The following is a 19,303-nucleotide window of genomic DNA, read 5'->3' on the forward strand; positions in this document are numbered from 1 at the left end:
CGACCCGGCCCGCACCGCGCTGGTGGTGGTCGACATGGTGCCGTTCTTCGACGGGCCATACGAGCGCGGCATCATCCCGCAGATCGAGGCGCTGGCCGTTGCCCTGCGCCGGGCCGGCGGTGTGGTGTCCTGGGTACTGCCGGACGACGGTAAGCCGACCTCTGCCCGCCAGGAGTTCTATGGGCCCGAGGTCGCGGTGATCGTGGTCGCCGACGGAAGCAACGAGGTCCACAACGCCGCGCCGCGGACCCTCTACCGGTCCTTCGGCGACGTGCGGGCCCACCCCGGAGATCCTCGACCTGGTCCGGGCCGGCCGGTGACCGCGTCCGCGGTCTGCGGCCCGCACCGCCACGGCCGGCCGGATCGACCGGGCGCGCTGAGGCGGCAGCCGGACTCCCGCAACTACGCCCCGGGGCAGAAGATCTCGGTCGCCAGCAGCCCAGTGCCGCCCGAGATCGGCACGTCCGCCGCCCGGTACCGCCGTACATGGAGCACGACCCGCGCCTGATCGGAGGCTGACCGGTGGAACTCAGCGAGATCGCCCGCCGGGCGATGAGCATCCACGACCTGTACGACCGGCTGAACGCGGCGCAGCGCGGCCGCACGTGGACCCGACAGGACTTCGTCCTCGGCTTCACGGGAGATGTCGGAGACCTGGCGAAGCTTGCCCAGGCCGCCGACGGGATCCGCCCGGTGCCCGCAGGGCGCGACCTCGGGCACGAGCTCGCGGACTGCCTGTGGTCCGTCGTCGTGATCGCCGAGCTGTACGGCGTCGACCTCGAGGCCGCTTTCGTCACCACCATGGCGCAGCTGGAGGAGTCCATTACCGGTGAACTGAATGAGGAGGAGCCGCGGTGAAGCGAATCGAGTTCGACGAACGGGCGTACGCACAGCGGTCCCAGGCCGGTCCGTGCTTCATCTGCCGGATGCTGGCCGGCGACGAGGAGTTCCGCCACGAGATCGTCTACCGGGACGAGCATCACGTGGTGTTCCTGGACCGGTACCCGACCCTGCTCGGTAAGCTGCTGGTCGCCCCGGTCCAGCACCGGGAGGACGTGATCGGCGACTTCACCGGTGAGGAGTCCGCTGAGCTCTGGCAGGTCGTCCACCGCGCCGGGGCGGCGCTCAAGCAGGCCGTGCCGACCGAGCGGATCTACCTGCAGAGCCTCGGCTCGAGGAGCGGCAACAGCCATGTCCACATCCACGTGGCCGCGCTGCCGCCCGGTGTGCCGTACAACCGGCAGCAGACGGCCGCCCTGCTCTGGCAGAGCGCCGGGCTGCTCGAGGTGCCGGCCGAGGAGACCGCCCGGATCGCCGGGCAGCTGACGGCCGCGCTCTCGTCGGGAGCGGAGCGACACGCCGGTCCGCCCGGTGAGGAGCCTGTCCCGGTGCTCACGGAGCGGTCCTCGTCGGTTCCGCCCCGCCACGAGGAACCCGTCGACGTCCACCTCATCCTGCGCCGGGACGGCGCCGCCAGCCCCGAGGTGCTGCTCTCCCGCCGCGCCGGGCAGGTCTACGCGTCAGGCCTTGTGCACCTGCCGAGCGGGCACCACGACGGACCTCACGAGGACGCCGTTCAGGCGCTGATCCGCGAAGCCAAGGAGGAGACCGGCGTCGACATCGACCCGGCCGATGTCCGCCACGCCGTCACTGTGCACCACCGAAGCCCGGCGGGAGGGGCCCGGATCGGGTTCTTCTTCGAGGTCCGGCACTGGCGGGGCGAACCCCGCATCATGGAGCCGGCCGTGTGCGACGCGATGGGCTGGTACCCGCTGGCCGACCTGCCGTCCCCGCTGGTGGCGTATTGCCGGGCCGGGTTGGACGCCTACCGGGTCGGCCACCGGTTCGCCGTCCACTTCCAGCAGCCCGGCGACCCGATCGCCTTCGACCCCGCGGCGGACCGCCTTCACCCGGTTCCCTCAACCGGCGCGGCCCCGGACGCACCGGACCGGGAGGTGCGGGAGTTCACCGAACAGGCGATCGGGCGCGTCAGCGCCTGGACGGACGCCTCCTGGGCCCGGGAGCGCAGCCGCGTGTGGCACGCTCGCGGCACCGAGGGCGGCGAGTGGTTCGTGAAGGTCCACCGGAACGCCCGCTTCCACGGCCGTGAGGTCGAGGCGTACCGGACCTGGGTACCGGCTTTGGGCCCGGCCGCGCCCCGGCTGGTGGCCGCCGACCCGGGCCGTCGGGCGATCGTCATCAGCGCGGTGCCGGGCCATTCCCTGCACGGCGCCGGCCACTCGCCCGAGCGGCAGCGACGAATCTTTCACCGGATCGGGGCGCTCGCCGCCGCGATCCACCGCAGCGCGCCCGCGCGGCCGGGTGACGGGCCGCCGGTGGCACTGGAGAAGCTGGAGCGGCACCTGGCCGGCGCCCGCGACCACCTCGCACCCGGCGACGAGGACTACATCCGTGCCATGGCCAAGCGGGCCGAACAGCTCTCCGTCCTCGACCTGGTGCCGACCCACGGCGACTTCCAACTGCGGAACCTCCGGTGGGACGAGGTGACCGGAAGCCTGTACGTCATCGACTTCGAGCGTGCCGAACCGGGCTCGGCGGTGCGGGACTTCGTGCGCCTGTCCGACGCCTGGGTCGGCCGGCCGGACCTCTGCGAGGCCGTGATGGCCGGCTACGGCAGGCAGCTCTCGGAGACCGAGGAGGAGCACCTCGCCGTCCACCAAGTCCTCGACGCCGTCTCCGGCATCCAGTACGGAGCTGCCAACGAAGACCCCGAACTGCTGGAACGAGGCCGCCGGACCCTGGCCCGGATGCGCGCCACCCACCGCCCGTGACCACCCACACCACCCACCGAGCAGAGGAGCAGTACGTGGCGTATGCCGTCGAGAGCTGGGAGGAGCACTACGCCGGCGGCCGGGGGTTCCGGCCGCCGGGGGAGCGCGAGCGGGCGCTGTTGGCCGAGCACACCCCGGCGCCCGACGGTGGTGGGCGAGCGCTCGACGTCGGCTGCCGCACCGGGGAGTTGGCCGTCCATCTCGCGGGTCTGGGCTACACGGTGGACGCCGTGGACTTCGCCGCCGGCGCGGTGGAGCGGGCCCGGGCCGAGCACGGCCACATCGACGGGGTGCGGTGGCTGCGGCTGGACATCGAGCGCGACGACCCGGCGCAGCTGAACGGCGACGGCTATGACCTCATCACACTGCGGCTGATGTACCCGTTCCTGGGCGACCGGACCCGGGTGCTGCACGCTCTCGGGGAGCGGCTGCGGCCCGGCGGCACGCTCGTGGTGATCACTCCCGTGGTCGAGCACACCCCAGCCGACAAGCGGGCGATCGCCCTCGACGAGGACGAGATCAGCCTGCTCACCGCCGGGTGGAAGGAAACGCGGCGGTTGGCCGCGGACGACCTCGCGGTCCTCGTCCTGCGCGGCCCCTGCCACATCGACACCAGGGCGGTGGAGAAGGGCCCGACCACCGGCCACGCCCTCACCGGAGCCGTGGTGGTCGTCACCGACGACGCCGGCCGGGTCCTCCTGGGCCACTCCCGCGGGAACATGTGGGAACTGCCCGCCGGGAAGACCACCGGGGTGGAGAGCTTCGAGGAAGCGGCATGCCGGGAACTTGCCGAGGAGACCGGGCTTGTCGCCACCACCGCCGACACCACGGTGGTGACCATGCTCACCGACGACTCCCACGGCATTCCACGGCTGACCGCCGTCGTCCGTGTCCGCACCTGGAGCGGGACTCTGACGAACCCGGAGGACCAGCTCTTCGACCGATGGGAATGGCACGACCTCCACGCCCTGGCCTGCCTCGGCGACGTGTTCGCCCCGACCGCGCACGCCCTGAACGCGATCTGGCCCGGCGTCATCCCCGACCTGCCGACGATCCACGCCTACCCGACCGCCGCCGACCAGCCATCCGTCCCCGGGGAGCCCGCCGAGGCTGTCCGGCTGCGCCAGCGGATGGCGGACGCCGTGATCGCGGCCGGTTGGGCGCCCTCCGCCGCGGTACAGGGCGCGCTGCGCACGGTGCCCCGGCATCGGTTCGCGCCGGAGAAGGACCTGGCTACCGCCTACGACGACGACCTGGCCGTCGTCACCCGCCGGGACGAGACCGGGCGAGTGACCAGCTCGGTGTCCGCGGTGTGGCTGCAGGCCGACATGATCGAGAAGCTTCGGCTGGAGCCCGGCGCCGCCGTACTTGAGGTCGGAAGCGGCGGGTACAACGCGGAGCTGATCGCGCATGTCGTCGGCGAGGCCGGGCAGGTGATTACCATCGATATCGACCCTTACGTCGTGAACCGGACCCGGAGGTTCACCGCGGAGGCGGGCAGCGGCCGGGTCCTGGCCCTCCAGGGCGACGGGGCACTGGGCGCGCCCGCCCGGCACGTGCCGCGCGGAGGCTTCGACGCCATCGTGGTCACCCACAACGTCTGGGACATCGCCCCGGCGTGGCGCGAGCAACTCGCCGAGGGCGGCCACCTGGTGGTTCCGCTCGAGGTCCACGGCTACACCCGCGCCATCGCCCTCCAACGGCACGGCGACGTGCTGTGGGCACGGGACTGGACCTACTGCGGCTTCGTTCGCGACCTCGGGTCGATGGGCCGCGCCACCCCGGTCGCCGACCTCGCCGGCGGCGAGTTGCGGCTGCGTTTCGAGGACGGCCCGTCTCGCGACATCCAGGGTCTTGACGAGGCGTTGCTCGGGGTGCGGCACGAGGTGTCCACCGGAGTGCGGGTCGCCCGCGGCGAGTCGTTCGAGACGCTGCAGCTCTACCTCGCGACCCGTCTGCCCGGATTCTGCCGTCTCGCACTCGGCCGTGAGCGCGGCACCGGGATCGCCGCCGTTCCGCGTGGCGCAGACGCGGCCGCGCTGCTCGGCGCCGCCTCACTCGCCTACCTCACCCACACCCCGGCCGCCGAGGACGGGGCCGAGTTAATCGCCCACGCCTTCGGCCCCCTGGGCCCTGAGCTCGCCGAGCAACTCGCCGACGCCGTCCGCGCGTGGGACCGCCACGTACGGGGCCGCGGGTACCCCCGGCTGACGATCCACCCCGCCAGCGCGTCCGGCGACCACCTCCCCGTCGGCGACGTCCTGACCAAGAGGATGACCCGCCTGGTGTTCCAGTGGCCCGGACCCGACGTCACTCAACGCCCCTTCGAGACGGACGGACGCGCCGACCACCAGGACGGCGTCATGACCGGGGTCCGGCGCTCCCGGCACGCAGCGCCCCGTTGTCCCGCCCGCAGAGACTCGGGCTGTCGGCGCACCGATCACAGTGCGGCTCGCAGGGGGCCTTCCCCTCCCAGGCCGTTCCGCTCGGAGCCGCGGACCGGCTTCTTCGAAGCCCGGCCCACGCCCTCGCGTCCGGCCGACGTCCGGTGCTCCGACGTCATCGCCTCGGACCGGGCATCCGGTGGTGGGAGCAGATGACGACGGCTGCTCGGGCGCCGCGGACCACGGCGTGGGCGAGCCGGCCCTTCCGGTATCTCCTGGGCAGCGAGGCCGCGAGCCTGTCCGGATCAGCGGTGAGTTCCGTCGCTCTCCCCGCCCTTGCCGTGCTGGACCTCCACGCGAGCACCGCCCAGGTCGCCGTCCTGGCGTTCCTCGGCCAGCTCCCCAGCACACTCGCACTGTGGGCCGGCGCCGTGTCGGACCGCCGCGCGAAGCGGCCCCAGCTGATCGCCTCGGACCTCGCCGCGGCCACCGCCCTGGTGACCATCCCGGCCTCCGCGCTGACGGGTGTGCTCACCATCGGCCACCTCTACGCGGTCACGATCGTCCTCGGCATCACCAAGACGGTGCACGACGCCGCAGCGATCAGCCTGTTGCCCGCCCTCGTCGAACCGCACCAGCTGCAGAACGCCAACTCCAGGCTCGGCGCCGCGTCGTCGGTGGCCGACAGCGCCGGCAGCAACGCCGGCGCCGCGCTGGTGGGCGCCTTCGGCCCCGCCCGGTCGGTCCTCGCCGACGCCGTGTCCTTCCTCCTCTCCGCACTGCTCTTCTGGCGAATCCGCGTACCCGAACAGAACGACGGGCGGCCCGCAGGGCGACGCGGCCTTGCACGGGACATCGCCGACGGGGTGCGCTACGTCCTCGGGCAGCCCACGATCCGCACGGTGATCGCTGCCCTGTCCACACTGAGCTTCGGCCTGGCGGTCATGAACACGTACTGGGCTTACTACCTTCTGACCGCCCTCGCTATCTCCCCGACCGCATTCGGCGTGATCATGGGAGCCGGCGGTGCCGGAAGCCTGGCCGGCGCGCTCCTCGCCCCGAGAATCGCAGACCGGATCGGCCTCGGCGCGACCATCATCTCCGGATTCGCAGTCAGCCCCCTCGCACAGGTGCCCCTGCTCCTCGCCCGGCCCGGCCCCGGCTGGCAGATCGCCCTGGCCACGGCGCTCGCCGTGCAGCTGTTCTGGGCCACCGCGGCCGGCACCAGCCAGCGCTCCCTGCGCCAGGCGCTGTGCGACCCGCGCTTCCAGGGCCGGATGCAGGCGGCGAGCACCACGGTGACGGCCGGCGCACGGCCGCTCGCCGCCGCGACCGCCGGCATCCTCGTCGCCCTCCTCGACGTACGGACGACCCTCACCATCGGCGCGGTACTCCAAATCGTGCCGGTCGCCCTGCTGCTGGCCTCACCCGTCCGAACCCTACGCAGCATGCCCCTTCCGCCCGCGACCGCAGTCGTGCCGCCTGCCCGTGAGGGGGGACCCAAGCCCGGCCCTCATGCCCTTGACCGCGGTCCGACCCTGAGCATCCCCCGTCGACCCTGACCCGGCGGCCGTGCCTTACCGCGACGCCGACACCCGCACCCCCGCTGTAGGAGGCCACGGTGCCTGAGACCACCACCGGGCCCCGACCCGCGCACCCTCGCCTTCGAACTGCTTCGGACCGTCGCGCTCGACGAGGCCGCCCACCACGGTAAGGACGCGCCGCCGCCGAACTGGACGATCTACCAGGACCTCACTGCCGCGCTGGAAGACTGGCAGGCGGCTGGCACATTGCGCGAAGACGCTCTGCTGCTCGCCGAGTGGCTCGCCGCCGAACAGTGCAGCTACCTCGCTCAGGTCTGCGCCCTTGACTGGACCCGCGTCCACCAGTGGCTGCTCGAACAGCGCGACCCGGTCCACCAGGCGCAGCGGCACGAGCACCCGGCGGGCCCGACCGCGCTGGACATCCTCGTCGTCCTGGCCGACAGCCTCCAGACCGGCCCCGATGGCTCCGGCATGGTCGAGCGGAGCGTGCGACTCGTGCCGCCGTTCCTCGGGTACCTGCGGACCGGCCGGGAGGTCGAGGACGCCCGCGAGCTCACCCTCACCCTGTTGCTGTGGGCGGGAGAGCGGCTCGCGGAGATGATGCGGTACGAGGCCGACCGGATCAGCGGCTACCTCGGCGAACGTGTGCGCCGGTAGACCGTGGCGCCGAGGCGGGGCGGACTCGTATTCGTCCCGCCCCGGCGTGCTCTACGGCAGCAGCGGCGGCGCGGCCGACCAGGGATCAGGTGCGTTGGGTCGGGTATGTCGACGGCGTGCGACTCCTGCCAGTACTGGACCATGCGGGCCACGAGGCCGCCCGCCCGTACGCGGTAGGGCGAAGCCTTGCTCGTGCTGGCGGCCACGCCGGTCGGCAGGCCCGCGGTGCGAAACGGTGGCCGGCCGTCGCCGAGGCGGTCGGTGACTTCGAGGTGTCCGCGCAGGCAGGTCCTGGCGGCGTAGGCCCGCTCCGTGGGGCGGACGGCACGTCCGGGCGCCGGCCACAGCGCGGCGGTGGCGTCCTTCGGGCCGGTCGTCCTGTGGTGTCAACCCTGCCCAGAGGTACGTCGCATCCTCGGGTGAACCAGGGCGCCGCTGCGGCGACCGGGATGCCACGGCGGGCGAGCATGGCTCCCATGCCGATCCCCCTCAGCTGGTCCGCACGGCGAACTGCTACCGAACGGCCCGCACGTCCCGAATCTACTCTCCTGTGACCGCGGAGAGCGCCGCCGACCCGGCGATGCGCGAGGAGCGGCTGCATCCCGCGCTCGCGGTGCCCGCCGCCGTCCTCTTCCTCGGCTACGCCGCGATCAGCGGCGCCATGCTGCTCATCGCCACCCGCGAGGCCTTGGCCGGACGGGGCGAGAGCGTCGTGTTCGTCAACGGACTGCCACTGGTCCTCGCCCTCTCCACAGCCTTCCTTTCCCTCCTCCACTTCCTGCTGCCTATTCTGTGGACCCGGCTGGGACTGGCCCTCTGCCTGGCGGCGATCGCGGCCATGAACGGCGGCATGATTGCCAAGCACGGCGAGCCGCCGCTGTCCTTCGACGGCGCCCTGCTGACGGCCGTCTTCACCACTGCTGAGGCCGGTGGCTTCGCGGCTCCGTTGGTGGCGGGCATCGCCATGTGGTGTCCGGCGCTCCTGCGCGCCCGCCGGCAGGCTGGCCGCCGTTGCGGCTGACGCCCGCCTCCCGCCTCCCGCTACTGGTACGGGACGGTCCGCGGGCCTTTGAGCGCGGGTTTCCGGAACAGTAGCCGGGCAGGTCGGGGCCAAGCCGGCGCGTACCCCTGATCCGGTGAACGCGGCCGCCGGATCTTGCACCGCGCGCGGCCGCCCGGAGCGGCACAGTGTCCGACAGGCCCCGGCGGGGGCCTCCTCCAGGCACCAGCCGGCCCGCGGGTGCAGCGGAGGCAGAGCTGTGGTCCGCGTCCCGCCGCTCCACCTTCTCGCGTGACCCGGCCAACCGCACCGGCACCCGCAGTTCAAGACCCCGAGCCAGACCACCACCAGCACGAACGCTGCTCATACCGTGCTCAACGAGCCGGCCCGCCGGCCGCCACCGCCCCGCCGACGGCCCACCGTGGGCCGTCCACCGGATCCTTCAACCACACGAACTGGCGGTCCGGACGCACCGTGATGCCGTAGTCGCACGGCTCCGGCCGGCCCAGACTGTCCCACGTCGCCCAGGCGACCATCAGTTCGTCACCGATGCGCCGATCACCGCCCTGGTGCAGCACGGTCGTGCCGTCACCCACCGCGCCGAACGCCGCCCACGAGGTGGCTCCGTCGTGGACCCAGGCGTTCACCCCGTCTTCGTCCCGCCCGGTGGTGATCACCGCGTCCGGCACCGCCACCCGCAGCGCGAACGTGAGATCCCAGGTCCCCTCAAGAGGCTCGAGATCCCGCTCCACCACCCGCTCGGTCTCGGCCGGGCCCTCGCCACGGACCGCCGCGTACCCGGCGAACCCGGCCACCGGCGGCGCCGCCCCGGCCCGATCCGCCATGAACTGGCCCAGGCCCTGCACCCATCCCGTCGCGCTGCGGCCATCGTCGGCGACCGTGAGGGCGACGTGGCCCAGCCGTCCCCACGGGTAGACGATCCGCCCGCCCGGGCGGGTCGCCTCCACCCACGCCGGGGGTACTCGTTCGACGGCGTAGGTGGCGATCACCCGGTCGAACCGTTCACCATCCGGCGCCGTGCCGGTGGCGTCGGCGACCAGCACCTCGACGTCCAGGCCGGCGGCCGCCAGCCGGGCCCGCGCGAACTTGGCGAGCCCCGGGTCGATCTCGGTGGACACTACCCGGCCGAGGCCGGCCCGCCGCGCGGCGAGCGCGGCGTTCCAACCCTGCCCACCGCCGATGTCCCACACCCGGTGCCCGGGCTCCAGCAGCAGCGAGTCCAGCATGTCCACCACTACGCCCTGCGCGGACAGGCTGGACGACGCCAGCCCCTCGCTCACCTGGGTGACCGCGGCCGCGGACTGGTCGCCGTACAGCTCGCCGGCCCAACCCTGCGGATCGGCCGACCGGTCCACCGCCACGTACGCGTCCCCGTCCCACCGCCACAGTCGCTCCGGCGCGAACCAGTCCCGCGGCAAAGCGGACACGGCCTCGCGCAGCCACGGAGCCCGCTCGGGCCAGGCCCCACGCGCCTCCATCGCCTCATCAAGGCCGGCCCGCCACTTCACGAGGTCGAGGTCCACGCTCAGTCCTGCTTCGGCTTCCGGTGCTTCCCCTCACTACCCGGATCCGGCTTGTCGACCTTCCCGTCCGCGTTCCCGGGCGGCGCCTTGCCCTTCTTCAGCGGCTGGTCCTTCTCCCGATTACCCACCAGGGATCCCCCTTCGCACGCAGAACGACAACCCGGCCATCCTGACCGCTACGCCACGCAGACGGTAGGGGGCGCAGCAGCGCACAAGGGGCGCCGGATGCCGTGCGCGCGCCCCAGGGAAAGCAGCGGCCCCGGCAGTGCCCTGCCGCGGCCGCTCAGGCCTTCTCGGGACCTACCGAACAACGCACTGGCGGCCACCGACACAACACCCCGCTGGCCACTGCCGGCTGGCGGCATGAGGCTCCTGCGTCCCGTTTCTGCCGGGCACCGTCTACAGCAGGCCGACGAGGGCGTTGTCCTTCTCATGCCAACGGTCCTCGGTCTGCATGTAGCCGTGCAGGACGGAGGAGTTGGGCCGGTGTCCGGTGGTGGCGGAGATGGCTTTGGCGTCCTTGCCGGCGCGGCGGGCCGCGGTGACCAGGCCGGAGCGCACCGAGTGGCCGGTGAAGCGGACCGCGACGCCGGCACGCTGGCCGGCGGCGGTGATCCAGTCGCCGACGGTCTCGGGCGTCACCCCGCCGAGAATCGAGCCCGAGGCGTGGAGCGAGCGGAACAGCGGCAGGCCCGGGTCGGCGGCGCCGGCGGTCTCGAGGTCGGCGATCCAGGCCTTCACCGCGCGCACCGGGCAGGTGTCCGGGTTCTCGCCGTACGGGACGGCCACCTCGCGCGGGCCGGTCTTGGACACCACGACGGTGACCACCATGCCGCGCTCGTCCTCGAACCGGACGGACGCCAGCAGCAGGAAGGCGAGTTCGTGGCGGCGCGCGCCGAGCGCGAAGCCGAGCAGCACGACCGTCTTGTCCCGCCGGCCCCGCACCGACGCCGGACAGGTCGCGGCGATGCTTGGAGCGGACCGAGTGTCATGGCCGGGGCCTTGCCGCGTCCCCGGGCCGGCTCCAGCTTCCCGGCGGCCTCCTTCTACAGGTCCTTCGCGTAGGTGCGGGCCTGCTTCACCGCGTCAGGGTCGACCACCACCTTGTGCAGTGCGGCGATGCTCTCGATGGCCATCAGCGCCTTGGCCTGGGGGGACAGCGGCATGGTGTCGGTGGGGCTGAAGGCGGTGGAGTTGGTGACCGAGACGTACAGGTAGTCCATCAGGGTGGGCGCCCAGTCGCTGGTGCGGGACGAGCCGTCGGCGACCTCCTCGACGGCGTCGTCGTTCTCGTCCTGGGAGAAGCGGAAGTCCGCCAGCGGCAGGTCGGAGCGCGCCGCCTGGGTGCGCGCCACCGGGCCGCCGCGGTCGAGCTCCCAGAACGCCAGGCCGAAGACGATGATGCCGGTGGCCCAGACCTGGAGCGCGGCGATCAGCAGGGGGCCGCCTTCCTGGGCCTTGTCGGTGACCATGGCGTGCACCAGCAGGCCGAGCGAGACGAGGTTGCTGATGCCGATGAGAGCGACCAGGGTCAGCGACACGATCCGGGAGAAGTGATTCTGCCGGGTCATCCGGCGCGGGTTGACCGCGATCAGCGGTATCAAGAGCAGCAGTTCCAGGCCCGGCAGGACGAAGCGCGGGACGAACAGCAGTTGCTCCGGCAGGACGAGGTAGAGCAGCATGGCCGCCAGGGTGGCGAGCACCGCGGGCAGCCGGGCCTCGCCGCGGCGGTCGCGGCGCGGCAAGCGCTGCAACGCCCTCGCCCGGTGGTCGGGCGTCTTCCTGTCCGAGCCCATGAACCGCCTTCCGTGTGCGGCGCGGCTGTCACCAGCGCATTCCCCGCCGCGAGAGGTCCACTCCCGGCGCCGGCCGGTCACCGGTGCGGCGTGGTCGCCGCGTGCCGGGAGCGGCCTCCCGTCGTCTTCGGACGAGGGGCCCCGCGCCGTTGCGCAGCGCCCTCGTGGGACGGGTCGGGCACCGGACCGGTGCCCTGCCGGCCCTGTTCGCGACAACCGGTCCTGGTCCGACTTCTGCGGTGCGCTCGCTCCTCGGGGCTGCTCAGGGGGCGTGGTCCCCGGGCAAGGTCAGGACCGGCCGCCGAGCACGGCAGCACGCGAGGCGGCCCGCACAGTCGTCCTGTGCGGGCCGCCTCGCTGGGTGTGGCAATGGTCAGTAGTTCGACCGGTTGCCGTTGTAGTAGTTGCCGACCTGCTGGTGGTAGTCGGCGTCGCCGGGGTGCTTGTCCTTGTCGAACTCGGGGGAGTTCTTGATCTCTTCCTTGGTGCGGCTGACGTGGATGGTCTCGTTGGCGGTGTCGATCGAGGTGACGGTGCCGGCGGGGAGCAGCACGTGCTTGCCGAAGATCCACGGGCCGGTGTCCACCACGATGTAGCGGGCGTCCACGTCCTCGGAGTGCTTGTCGACCTTGCCGATGTGGCCGTCGGTGGCCTCGACCTTGTAGCCGGTCAGGTCCGTGCCGGTCTGGTAGCCGGAGTTCTCCTGGTATTCCCACATGATGTTCTCCACGGAATCACCTTTCGTAGCAGCGGACTTGGTCTTCGTCTGACCCGGTTCGGCGGGTTCATGCGCGGGGAGTGGGGGCTTTTTGCACCTGTTTCGGCATTCAGCGACCGCTGCGCGGTGGCGCGCGGGTGCTCCGGGTCGCGCTTCTGTCGGGTCGGCTCCGGGGGCACCGTGCCGGGGCGTCAGCTCTCCTTGCTCTGCAGGGTCTCCTTGAGCTTGGCGATGGCGAAGCCCCAGCCCTGTTGCGCGGTGGGCTTGCCGGGAACGGCCAGCTCCTGCGGGTTGGTGAGGACGTCGAGCAGGACCGGGCCCGGGGTGCTGAGGGCGCGCCGGACGCTGTCGTGGAGGGTGGCGGGGTCGGTGACGCGGATGCCGGTCAGGCCCAGGGCGTTGGCCACGGCGGCGAAGTCGGGGTTGTCGAGCTCGGTGCCGAACTCGACCAGGCCGGCCTGTTCCTGTTCGAGCTTGACCATGCCGAGGCGCCGGTTGTCGAAGACGACCAGCTTGACCGGCAGCCGGTGCGTCTTGATCGTCATCAGGTCGCCGAGCAGCATGCTCAGGCCGCCGTCGCCGCAGAACGCGATGACCTGCCGCTCGGGCGCCCAGAGCTGGGCACCGAGGGCCTGCGGCATGGCGTTGGCCATCGAGCCGAGATTGTAGGAGCCCAGCAGGCGCCGCTCGCCGTGCATGGTGACGAAGCGGGAGAGCCAGACCGTCGCCATGCCGGTGTCGGAGGTGAAGACCGCGTCCTGGTCCGCCAGTTCGTTCACCGCGGCGGCCAGGGCCTCGGGGCGGATGTCGTGGCCCGGGTTGTCGAGGGCCCGGCGCAGCCGGCCGGTGAGGCGCTTGTCGTGGGACGGGTCGGCCAGCTTGGCCTGGCCGGCCTGCCAGTGGGTGAACTCCTTGCGCGCGGACTCCAGGTGCTCGCGGTCCCGTCCCGCTCCCTCGTTCAGGTGGGGCAGGAGCGCGCGCAGGGTCGCCCCGACGTCGCCGGCCAGACCGGCGTCGAGTGGGATGCGGCGCCCGAGGTTGCGCTCCTGGACGTCGATCTGGACGACCTTGCAGTCGGTCGGGTACCAGTCCCGGTAGGGGAAGTCGGTGCCGAGCATCACCAGCAGGTCGCAGCCGTCCAGCGCCCGGGCGGCGGCGGGGTTGCCGATCAGGCCGGTCTGGCCGACCTGGTAGTCGTTGTCCGCTTCGAAGCCCTCCTTCGCCTTCAGGGTGAGGACCATGGGCGCGGCGGTCCGCTCGGCGAGGGTCAGCACCTCCTCACGGGCCTGTCGGGCACCCCTGCCGACCAGCAGGGTGACCTTGTCGGCGGCGTTGATCAGCTCGGCGGCCTCCAGGATGCCCGGTTCGTCCGGGCGGGTGACCGGGCGGGTGCGCGGGAAGCGGGCCGGACGGTCGTCGCTGATCTCCTGGTCGCCGAGGTCGCCGGGCACGGTCAGCACGGCCACGCCGCTGTCGCTGATCGCGGCGCGCACCGCGGACTCCAGCAGCCGGGGCATCTGGTCGGGCGAGGTGACCGTGGCTCGGAAGACCGCGACGTCGCGGAAGAGCAGGTCGTTGTCGACCTCCTGGAAGTAGTCGTTGCCGACCTCGGTGAGGGGCACCTGACCGGCGATGGCCAGCACCGGGGTGCGGCTCTTCGCCGCGTCGTACAGGCCGTTCAGCAGGTGCACGGCGCCGGGCCCGACGGTGCCCATGCAGACGCCCAGCGAGCCGGACAGCTGCGACTGGGCACCGGCGGCGAACGCGGCGGCCTCCTCGTGGCGGCAGCCGACCCACTCCACGCCCTCGGTGCTGCGGATGGCGTCGGTCAGCGGGTTCAGCGCATCGCCGACGACGCCGAACACGTGTCGCACACCGAGGTCCTGCAGGGCGTCGATGATCACACGGGCGACGGTGCGTGCCATGGGGGTGGTCCTCCGGAGGGTGGGAGCGCCCTGATGGGCGCAGGGTGGGAGCGGGCGGTCAGACGGTGAAGCGGTCGGGATCGGCGGCGTGCCAGTCCGCGGCCCAGGCCGCGGGCGGGTCCTGGAGCAGTTCGCCGGGGGCCAGCCAGGAGTGGATGTCGGCGTAGGAGCTCATGGTGTGGGTGTCCACCCGCAGCTGCAGCATGTGCGGGCCCAGCTCGGCCGGATCCGTCACGCCCATCGAGGCCATGATCTGAAGGGCGCTCTTGACGGTCGCCTCCTGGAACCGCATCACGCGCTGCGACTTGTCGCCGACATCCAGTGCCCGGGCACGCCGCGGGTCCTGGGTGGCCACGCCCACCGGGCAGGTGTTGGTGTGGCAGCGCTGGGCCTGGATGCAGCCGACGGCGAACATCATCGCCCGGGCGGCGTTGGTGAAATCGGCGCCGAGCGCGAGCCGCCTCACCAGGTCGCTGCCGGTGGCGACCTTGCCGCTGGCGCCGATCCTGATCCGCTCGCGCAGGCCGGTGCCCACCAGGGCGTTCTGGACGATCATCAGGCCGTCGGTGAGCGGGAGGCCGATGTTGTCGGCGAACTCCAGTGGTGCGGCGCCGGTGCCGCCCTCCGCGCCGTCCACGATGATGAAATCCGGGGTGGTGCCTTCCTCCAGCATCGCCTTGCAGACGGCGAGGAACTGGCGGCGCGAGCCGACGCAGAGCTTAAAGCCGGTGGGCTTGCCACCGGACAGCTCGCGCATCCTCGCGACGAAGCGCACCAGCTCGCGTGGAGTGCTGAAGACCCGGTGGTAGGGCGGCGAGTTGACGGTCCGGCCCTGTGGAACGCCGCGCACCTCGGCGATCTCCGCATTGACCTTGGCGCCGGGCAGCACACCGCCGATACCGGGCTTGGCCCCCTGGCTGAGTTTCAGCGACACGCACTTGACGTGCGGGTGCGCCGCCTTCTCGGCGAACTGGTCCGGGTCGAAGTCCCCGTCCTCGGTGCGGCAGCCGAAGTAGCCCGTGCCGATCTCCCACACCAGGTCGCCGCCGGGGCGGAGGTGGTACTCGGAGAGCCCGCCCTCACCGGTGTCGTGCGCGAATCCGCCGAGGGCGGCACCGGTGTTGAGAGCGAGCACGGCGTTGGCCGACAGCGAACCGAAGGACATCGCGGAGACGTTGAGCAGCGCCATGTCGTAGGGCTGGGTGCAGTCCGGGCCGCCGATCCGCACCCGCGGCGCGTCCTTGGGGACGGGACACGGGGCCATCGACGGGACCAGGAACTCCCGGCCCGCCGCGTAGAGGTCGAGCTCGGTGCCGAACGGCTCCTCGGCGTCGGTGCCCTTGGCCCGCTCGTACACGATGGAGCGGGTGTCCCGGTCGAAGGGCCGCCCGTCGAAGTTGCGCTCCACGAAGTACTGCTGGAGTTCGGGACGGATGCTCTCCATGAGGAACCGCAGGTGGCCCAGGACCGGGTAGTTGCGCAGCACCGAATGGCGGCGTTGGAGCAGGTCCCAGACGCCCAGCAGCGCGACGGCCAGCAAGGGGCCGGCCGCCGCCCACCACCAGGGCGACCAGAGGCCGGCGGCGAGGACGGCGAGGATGGCGACGCACATCATCAGGACCACGGACAGAATTCTCAGCACCACCGCCGTCTGCCCGGGATCACGGAGATCAAGCCCCCGCCCTTGCCGGGGCAAGGCGCCGATGCCGCAGGTCACGGCAGGCCCCGGCGGTCGGCGCGTGCACCGCCGGCGGCCTTCCAGATGACGATGCCGACCGTGGCCACGAGGAGGCTGCTGAAGGTGGCGAGAGCGGCCGCCACGGAGTCGGCGAAGCGCCGCGCAGCACGTCGGCCATCGGAGCGGCCGAGGCAAGCCGGTTGAACGCTTCGGCCTCCAGGACCACCGTCTCCGGCTCTTCGGCGTCGGGGAAGTGCAGCTCGATCGTCACCAGGTCGAGCGCCAGCTTCTCCATCGTGGCCAGCTCTTCCGCCAGCGCCTGGATCTCGACCGGCCCGCCCTCCAGGTCGGGGTGCTGGCGCACCACGACGCGCACCATCGCCGTCGTTTTCGACGTGCTTGCCGGTCAGGTCCGAGAACCGAATGAGGGTGGAGGCAGTGGACGAACCGAGCGGGACGTGCACCAGCATCCGCGGAAGAGTCTCCCCAAGGGCGGTGGCGCATGAAATCGGCGTGTGGAGGCAGGTGGGTGGGATGGAATGTGTGATGTACGAGGAACGCTCGGGCCGGTCGGAGGGCGTGGAGTGCGGCCTGGAGGACCAAGCCTGCCAGCTCATGCTGAAGCGGCTACGCGGCCTGGGTGAAGGCGAGTTCGCCTGGGTACGTCTGGTGGATCCGACCGAGGCCGAGCTGATGCAGCTGGCTGAGGAGCTGGGCCTGCACCCCTTGGCGGTCGAGGATGCGGTCCAGGCGCGGCAGCGCCCCAAGACGGAGCGTTTCGGCGGCGTGCTGGCCGTCGCGCTCAAGACGCTCTGGTACGTCGATGCGGATGCGGCGGTGGAGACCGGGGAGCTGATGGTCTTTGTCGGCCCCCGGTACGTACTCACCGTGCGGCACGGTGCGGCCGACCCGACCGTTGGAGCCGCCCGCAGGCTGGAAGCCGACCCGGGCATGCTGCGCATAGGGCCGTTGTCCGTGCTGCACGCTGTCCTCGACGTGGTCGTGGACGCCTACAGCGACGCCGCGGACAAGGTGCGGGCCGCGCTTACCAAGCTGGAGGACTGCGTGTTCTCCACCTCCCGCGTCGACCACACCGAGCAGATCTACTCCCTCAAGCGGGAGGTGCGGGAGTTCCGTGACGCGGTACAGCCCCTCGTCCCCGTCCTGGAGGGGCTTTTGAGCGGGCCGGGCCAGGAGGAGAAGGGCTTTCCGCCCAAGGTGCTCCCGTACTTCCGTGACGTGGCGGACCACCTCAATCGCACCGACACCGAGGTCCAGTCGTTGGACGAGCTGCTGAACTCGGTCCTGAACGCGCAGCAGGCGCGGGTGGGTACCTGGCAGAACGACGACATGCGCCGGATCTCGGCCTGGGCGGCGATCTTCGCGATCCCCACCATGGTCGCCGGTGTCTACGGGATGAACTTCGAGCACATGCCCGAACTTCGCTGGAGTTGCGGCTATCCACTCGCCCTCGCCCTCATGGCGCTGGCCTCCGGTCTCCTCTACCGCGCCTTCCGCCGCAACGGATGGCTCTGACCCGTGCGGGTCTCCCTCGGCTACGACACGGCATCAGGGCCACTGACCGCGTCGTCAAGGCCGACGCCAACGAGCTCGGCAGGAGCGCGACCCCGACCGGCGACGCCCGCTCCACCAGCAGCGGCCGGAGCACCGAGCCGGCGCCTGCCGCTGCGGCATGCGCCTGCTGACCCCGGCGACACCGGTGGCGTCACCCCTCCTGGCGGGGAGCACTGGCCAAGGCCTGTGGACGGGATGACGTGCGAGCGCGAGTCGTTGCGACGGGGCGGCCCGCGAAGTCTCACATCCGGGATCTCAGCACGTCGACCTCACAGCCCGGGGTGAACGGGTCGAAGCCGTGCTCGACGAGCCAGCGAACCGCCAGCAGGCTTCGCAACGACGACCAGGCCCGGATCACCTCCAGGTCGACGTCGGTGCCGTAGCCGGCGATGACGTCGTCGAGGCGCTCCTCGTGTCCGAGCGTGAAGGTGGCGAGGTCGTACAGGGCATCACCCCGGCCTGCCTCGGACCAGTCGATGATGCCCGTGACCCGGTCGCCGTCGACGAAGACGTGGGCGATCTGCAGGTCGCCGTGCGTGAACGCCGGAGCCCAGGGCCGGAGCGCGGCCGCCGCGACGTGGCGGTTACGGGTGACCAGGTCGGCGGGCAGGAGGCCGTTGGCGACCAGCAACTCGCACTCGTGGTCGAGTTCCGCCGTCAGCGCGACGATGCTCCGCCCGGCCCGGCCCGGCCGTGGTGGCAGCGGCGCGTCGTGCAGCTTCCGGATCGCGGCGCCCGCTGCGGCCCACGCCGCCGGCGACCCGGTCGACGGCCCGCCGAGGCGCCCGAGGGTCGTCCCCGGGAGCGCGGTGATCGCGAGCACGGGCGGCTTGCACCATAGGACCTCCGGAGTCGGAACCGGCGCCAGGGCCATCGCCTCGACCTCGGCGTCGATGCGCGCCTGGTCGGCGTCCACCTTCAGGAACACATCGCCGACACGCAGAGTCACTCGCTCGGAATGCGCGACCACGACCTCGACCTCATCCATGGCGGCCAGTATCCCGGGACGGCCGGCGACGTTCACCGGGTTTTCGCGTCCCAGCCACAGCCCGGCTGGTGGCTCCTACCGTCGGTCAAGCGGCCTGCCCCTCGCGCTCGGCCAGGCAGCGGTTCTCGAACCGGATGGTCCACAAGTCCTGGGCACTGCTCCGGCGGGGGAGGGGTCGACAGGTCGGTTCCCGCGCCGCAGCCCGGGCCCGATCACGTCGCGGACATCTGAGCGACCCGTCACGCCAGCCCGCGCGCAAGCCGGTGGGCCTCAGCGTTCGCAGGCGGGGCCGACCACCCCGGCGGTCGTCGCGCGAAAGGTGGTCACCGCGTCCGGCACCGCGCGCGGAGTCCCCGGAACGCCCGCACCCGGCGGGGCCGGTGGGGTATTCCCCCGCAGCCCGGTGGGAGACGCCCCCGCCAAAGGCCGGGCGGTGACCGGATGTCAGCGCTGAGGGCCGGTTCCTAGTGTTCTCGGGAGAAGAGAACTGTGCGGTGCGTAGCCGCGCAGCTCCGGCGGCGGTACGCCGCCGGTCGCCGCGCCCGCGCGCCATGCTCCCGGGAGGAACACACCATGGGACCGTCCGTCAGGCCGTGGCACGAGGCGCCGCGGTGGCCGCCACCTCGATCTGCCTGATCGCCCCACCGTCGCCCGGGCCGGGGCCGAACCCGCCGGGCGTCCGGCCGCGGTCCGGACCACGGA

The 19,303-nt window shown here is 72.2% G+C and carries 17 protein-coding genes; 8 read left to right on the top strand and 9 right to left on the bottom strand.

The annotated features are described in order from the left end of the window. The first annotated feature begins 34 nt into the window (after positions 1-34). From ABZ497_RS26085 to ABZ497_RS26115, 7 genes are all read left to right on the top strand, one after another. Positions 35-508 (top strand): hypothetical protein, encoded by a 474-nt coding sequence (locus ABZ497_RS26085; RefSeq protein WP_359808672.1) that lies wholly within the window; start codon positions 35-37, stop codon positions 506-508. A gap of 14 nt (positions 509-522) precedes the next feature. Then, the gene (locus ABZ497_RS26090; RefSeq protein ID WP_359808674.1) at positions 523-858 is read left to right on the top strand and encodes a nucleotide pyrophosphohydrolase; all 336 of its coding nucleotides are present in this window, start codon (positions 523-525) and stop codon (positions 856-858) included. Beyond that, positions 855-2,792: a phosphotransferase gene (locus tag ABZ497_RS26095; protein WP_359808675.1), complete on the top strand. Its 1,938-nt coding sequence runs from the start codon at positions 855-857 to the stop codon at positions 2,790-2,792. The genes ABZ497_RS26090 and ABZ497_RS26095 overlap by 4 nt, the downstream gene beginning before the upstream one ends. Next, entirely contained in the window at positions 2,789-5,392 is a 2,604-nt protein-coding gene (gene fxlM, locus ABZ497_RS26100) for a methyltransferase, FxLD system (RefSeq protein WP_359808676.1), read from the top strand. Before ABZ497_RS26095 ends, fxlM begins: the two co-directional genes overlap by 4 nt. Further along, complete coding sequence (locus tag ABZ497_RS26105; protein WP_359808677.1) at positions 5,389-6,738, top strand: MFS transporter; 1,350 nt, start codon at positions 5,389-5,391, stop codon at positions 6,736-6,738. Before fxlM ends, ABZ497_RS26105 begins: the two co-directional genes overlap by 4 nt. A 228-nt stretch (positions 6,739-6,966) precedes the next feature. Next, entirely contained in the window at positions 6,967-7,377 is a 411-nt protein-coding gene (locus ABZ497_RS26110) for a hypothetical protein (protein ID WP_359808679.1), read from the top strand. A 550-nt stretch (positions 7,378-7,927) separates the two neighbouring features. After that, complete coding sequence (locus tag ABZ497_RS26115; RefSeq protein ID WP_359808680.1) at positions 7,928-8,398, top strand: hypothetical protein; 471 nt, start codon at positions 7,928-7,930, stop codon at positions 8,396-8,398. Between the two features lie 353 nt (positions 8,399-8,751). On the opposite strand, the gene ABZ497_RS26120 is transcribed toward ABZ497_RS26115, so the two are convergent. The 8 genes from ABZ497_RS26120 to ABZ497_RS26155 form a co-directional block, all read right to left on the bottom strand. Beyond that, the gene (locus ABZ497_RS26120; protein ID WP_359808681.1) at positions 8,752-9,921 is read right to left on the bottom strand and encodes a methyltransferase domain-containing protein; all 1,170 of its coding nucleotides are present in this window, start codon (positions 9,919-9,921) and stop codon (positions 8,752-8,754) included. 2 nt (positions 9,922-9,923) lie between these two features. After that, positions 9,924-10,049 (bottom strand): hypothetical protein, encoded by a 126-nt coding sequence (locus tag ABZ497_RS26125; protein ID WP_359808682.1) that lies wholly within the window; start codon positions 10,047-10,049, stop codon positions 9,924-9,926. 271 nt (positions 10,050-10,320) lie between these two features. Further along, complete coding sequence (locus ABZ497_RS26130; RefSeq protein ID WP_359808729.1) at positions 10,321-10,890, bottom strand: tyrosine-type recombinase/integrase; 570 nt, start codon at positions 10,888-10,890, stop codon at positions 10,321-10,323. Between the two features lie 77 nt (positions 10,891-10,967). Further along, positions 10,968-11,717: a hypothetical protein gene (locus ABZ497_RS26135; protein ID WP_359808684.1), complete on the bottom strand. Its 750-nt coding sequence runs from the start codon at positions 11,715-11,717 to the stop codon at positions 10,968-10,970. Positions 11,718-12,090: 373 nt separating this feature from the next. Further along, positions 12,091-12,447: a PRC-barrel domain-containing protein gene (locus ABZ497_RS26140; protein WP_359808686.1), complete on the bottom strand. Its 357-nt coding sequence runs from the start codon at positions 12,445-12,447 to the stop codon at positions 12,091-12,093. A gap of 179 nt (positions 12,448-12,626) precedes the next feature. Beyond that, positions 12,627-14,360 carry a thiamine pyrophosphate-dependent enzyme gene (locus ABZ497_RS26145; protein ID WP_359808687.1) on the bottom strand — a complete coding sequence of 578 codons (1,734 nt, stop codon included), beginning with the start codon at positions 14,358-14,360 and terminating at the stop codon, positions 12,627-12,629. Positions 14,361-14,418: 58 nt separating this feature from the next. Continuing rightward, the gene (locus ABZ497_RS26150) at positions 14,419-16,002 is read right to left on the bottom strand and encodes an FMN-binding glutamate synthase family protein (protein ID WP_359808689.1); all 1,584 of its coding nucleotides are present in this window, start codon (positions 16,000-16,002) and stop codon (positions 14,419-14,421) included. 28 nt (positions 16,003-16,030) lie between these two features. Next, a complete protein-coding gene (locus ABZ497_RS26155; RefSeq protein WP_359808691.1) occupies positions 16,031-16,417 on the bottom strand; it encodes a hypothetical protein in 387 nt (128 codons plus the stop codon). Positions 16,418-16,584: 167 nt separating this feature from the next. On the opposite strand from ABZ497_RS26155, the gene ABZ497_RS26160 reads away from it, so the two are divergent. Further along, positions 16,585-17,574, top strand: a complete 990-nt coding sequence (locus ABZ497_RS26160; protein WP_359808693.1) for a magnesium and cobalt transport protein CorA — start codon at positions 16,585-16,587, stop codon at positions 17,572-17,574. 280 nt (positions 17,575-17,854) lie between these two features. On the opposite strand, the gene ABZ497_RS26165 is transcribed toward ABZ497_RS26160, so the two are convergent. After that, positions 17,855-18,601: an aminoglycoside phosphotransferase family protein gene (locus ABZ497_RS26165; RefSeq protein WP_359808694.1), complete on the bottom strand. Its 747-nt coding sequence runs from the start codon at positions 18,599-18,601 to the stop codon at positions 17,855-17,857. Positions 18,602-19,303 lie beyond the last annotated feature (702 nt).

This window comes from Kitasatospora sp. NPDC005751 (assembly GCF_040630835.1).
Taxonomy (GTDB): domain Bacteria; phylum Actinomycetota; class Actinomycetes; order Streptomycetales; family Streptomycetaceae; genus Kitasatospora.

Coding starts and splice junctions, on each gene's coding strand:
- ABZ497_RS26085 (WP_359808672.1), top strand. CDS start 35: ATGGTGCCGTTCTTCGACGGGCCATACGAGCGCGGCATCATCCCGCAG.
- ABZ497_RS26105 (WP_359808677.1), top strand. CDS start 5,389: ATGACGACGGCTGCTCGGGCGCCGCGGACCACGGCGTGGGCGAGCCGG.
- ABZ497_RS26135 (WP_359808684.1), bottom strand. CDS start 11,717: ATGGGCTCGGACAGGAAGACGCCCGACCACCGGGCGAGGGCGTTGCAG.
- ABZ497_RS26145 (WP_359808687.1), bottom strand. CDS start 14,360: ATGGCACGCACCGTCGCCCGTGTGATCATCGACGCCCTGCAGGACCTC.
- ABZ497_RS26155 (WP_359808691.1), bottom strand. CDS start 16,417: ATGGTGCGCGTCGTGGTGCGCCAGCACCCCGACCTGGAGGGCGGGCCG.
- ABZ497_RS26160 (WP_359808693.1), top strand. CDS start 16,585: ATGTACGAGGAACGCTCGGGCCGGTCGGAGGGCGTGGAGTGCGGCCTG.
- ABZ497_RS26165 (WP_359808694.1), bottom strand. CDS start 18,601: ATGGATGAGGTCGAGGTCGTGGTCGCGCATTCCGAGCGAGTGACTCTG.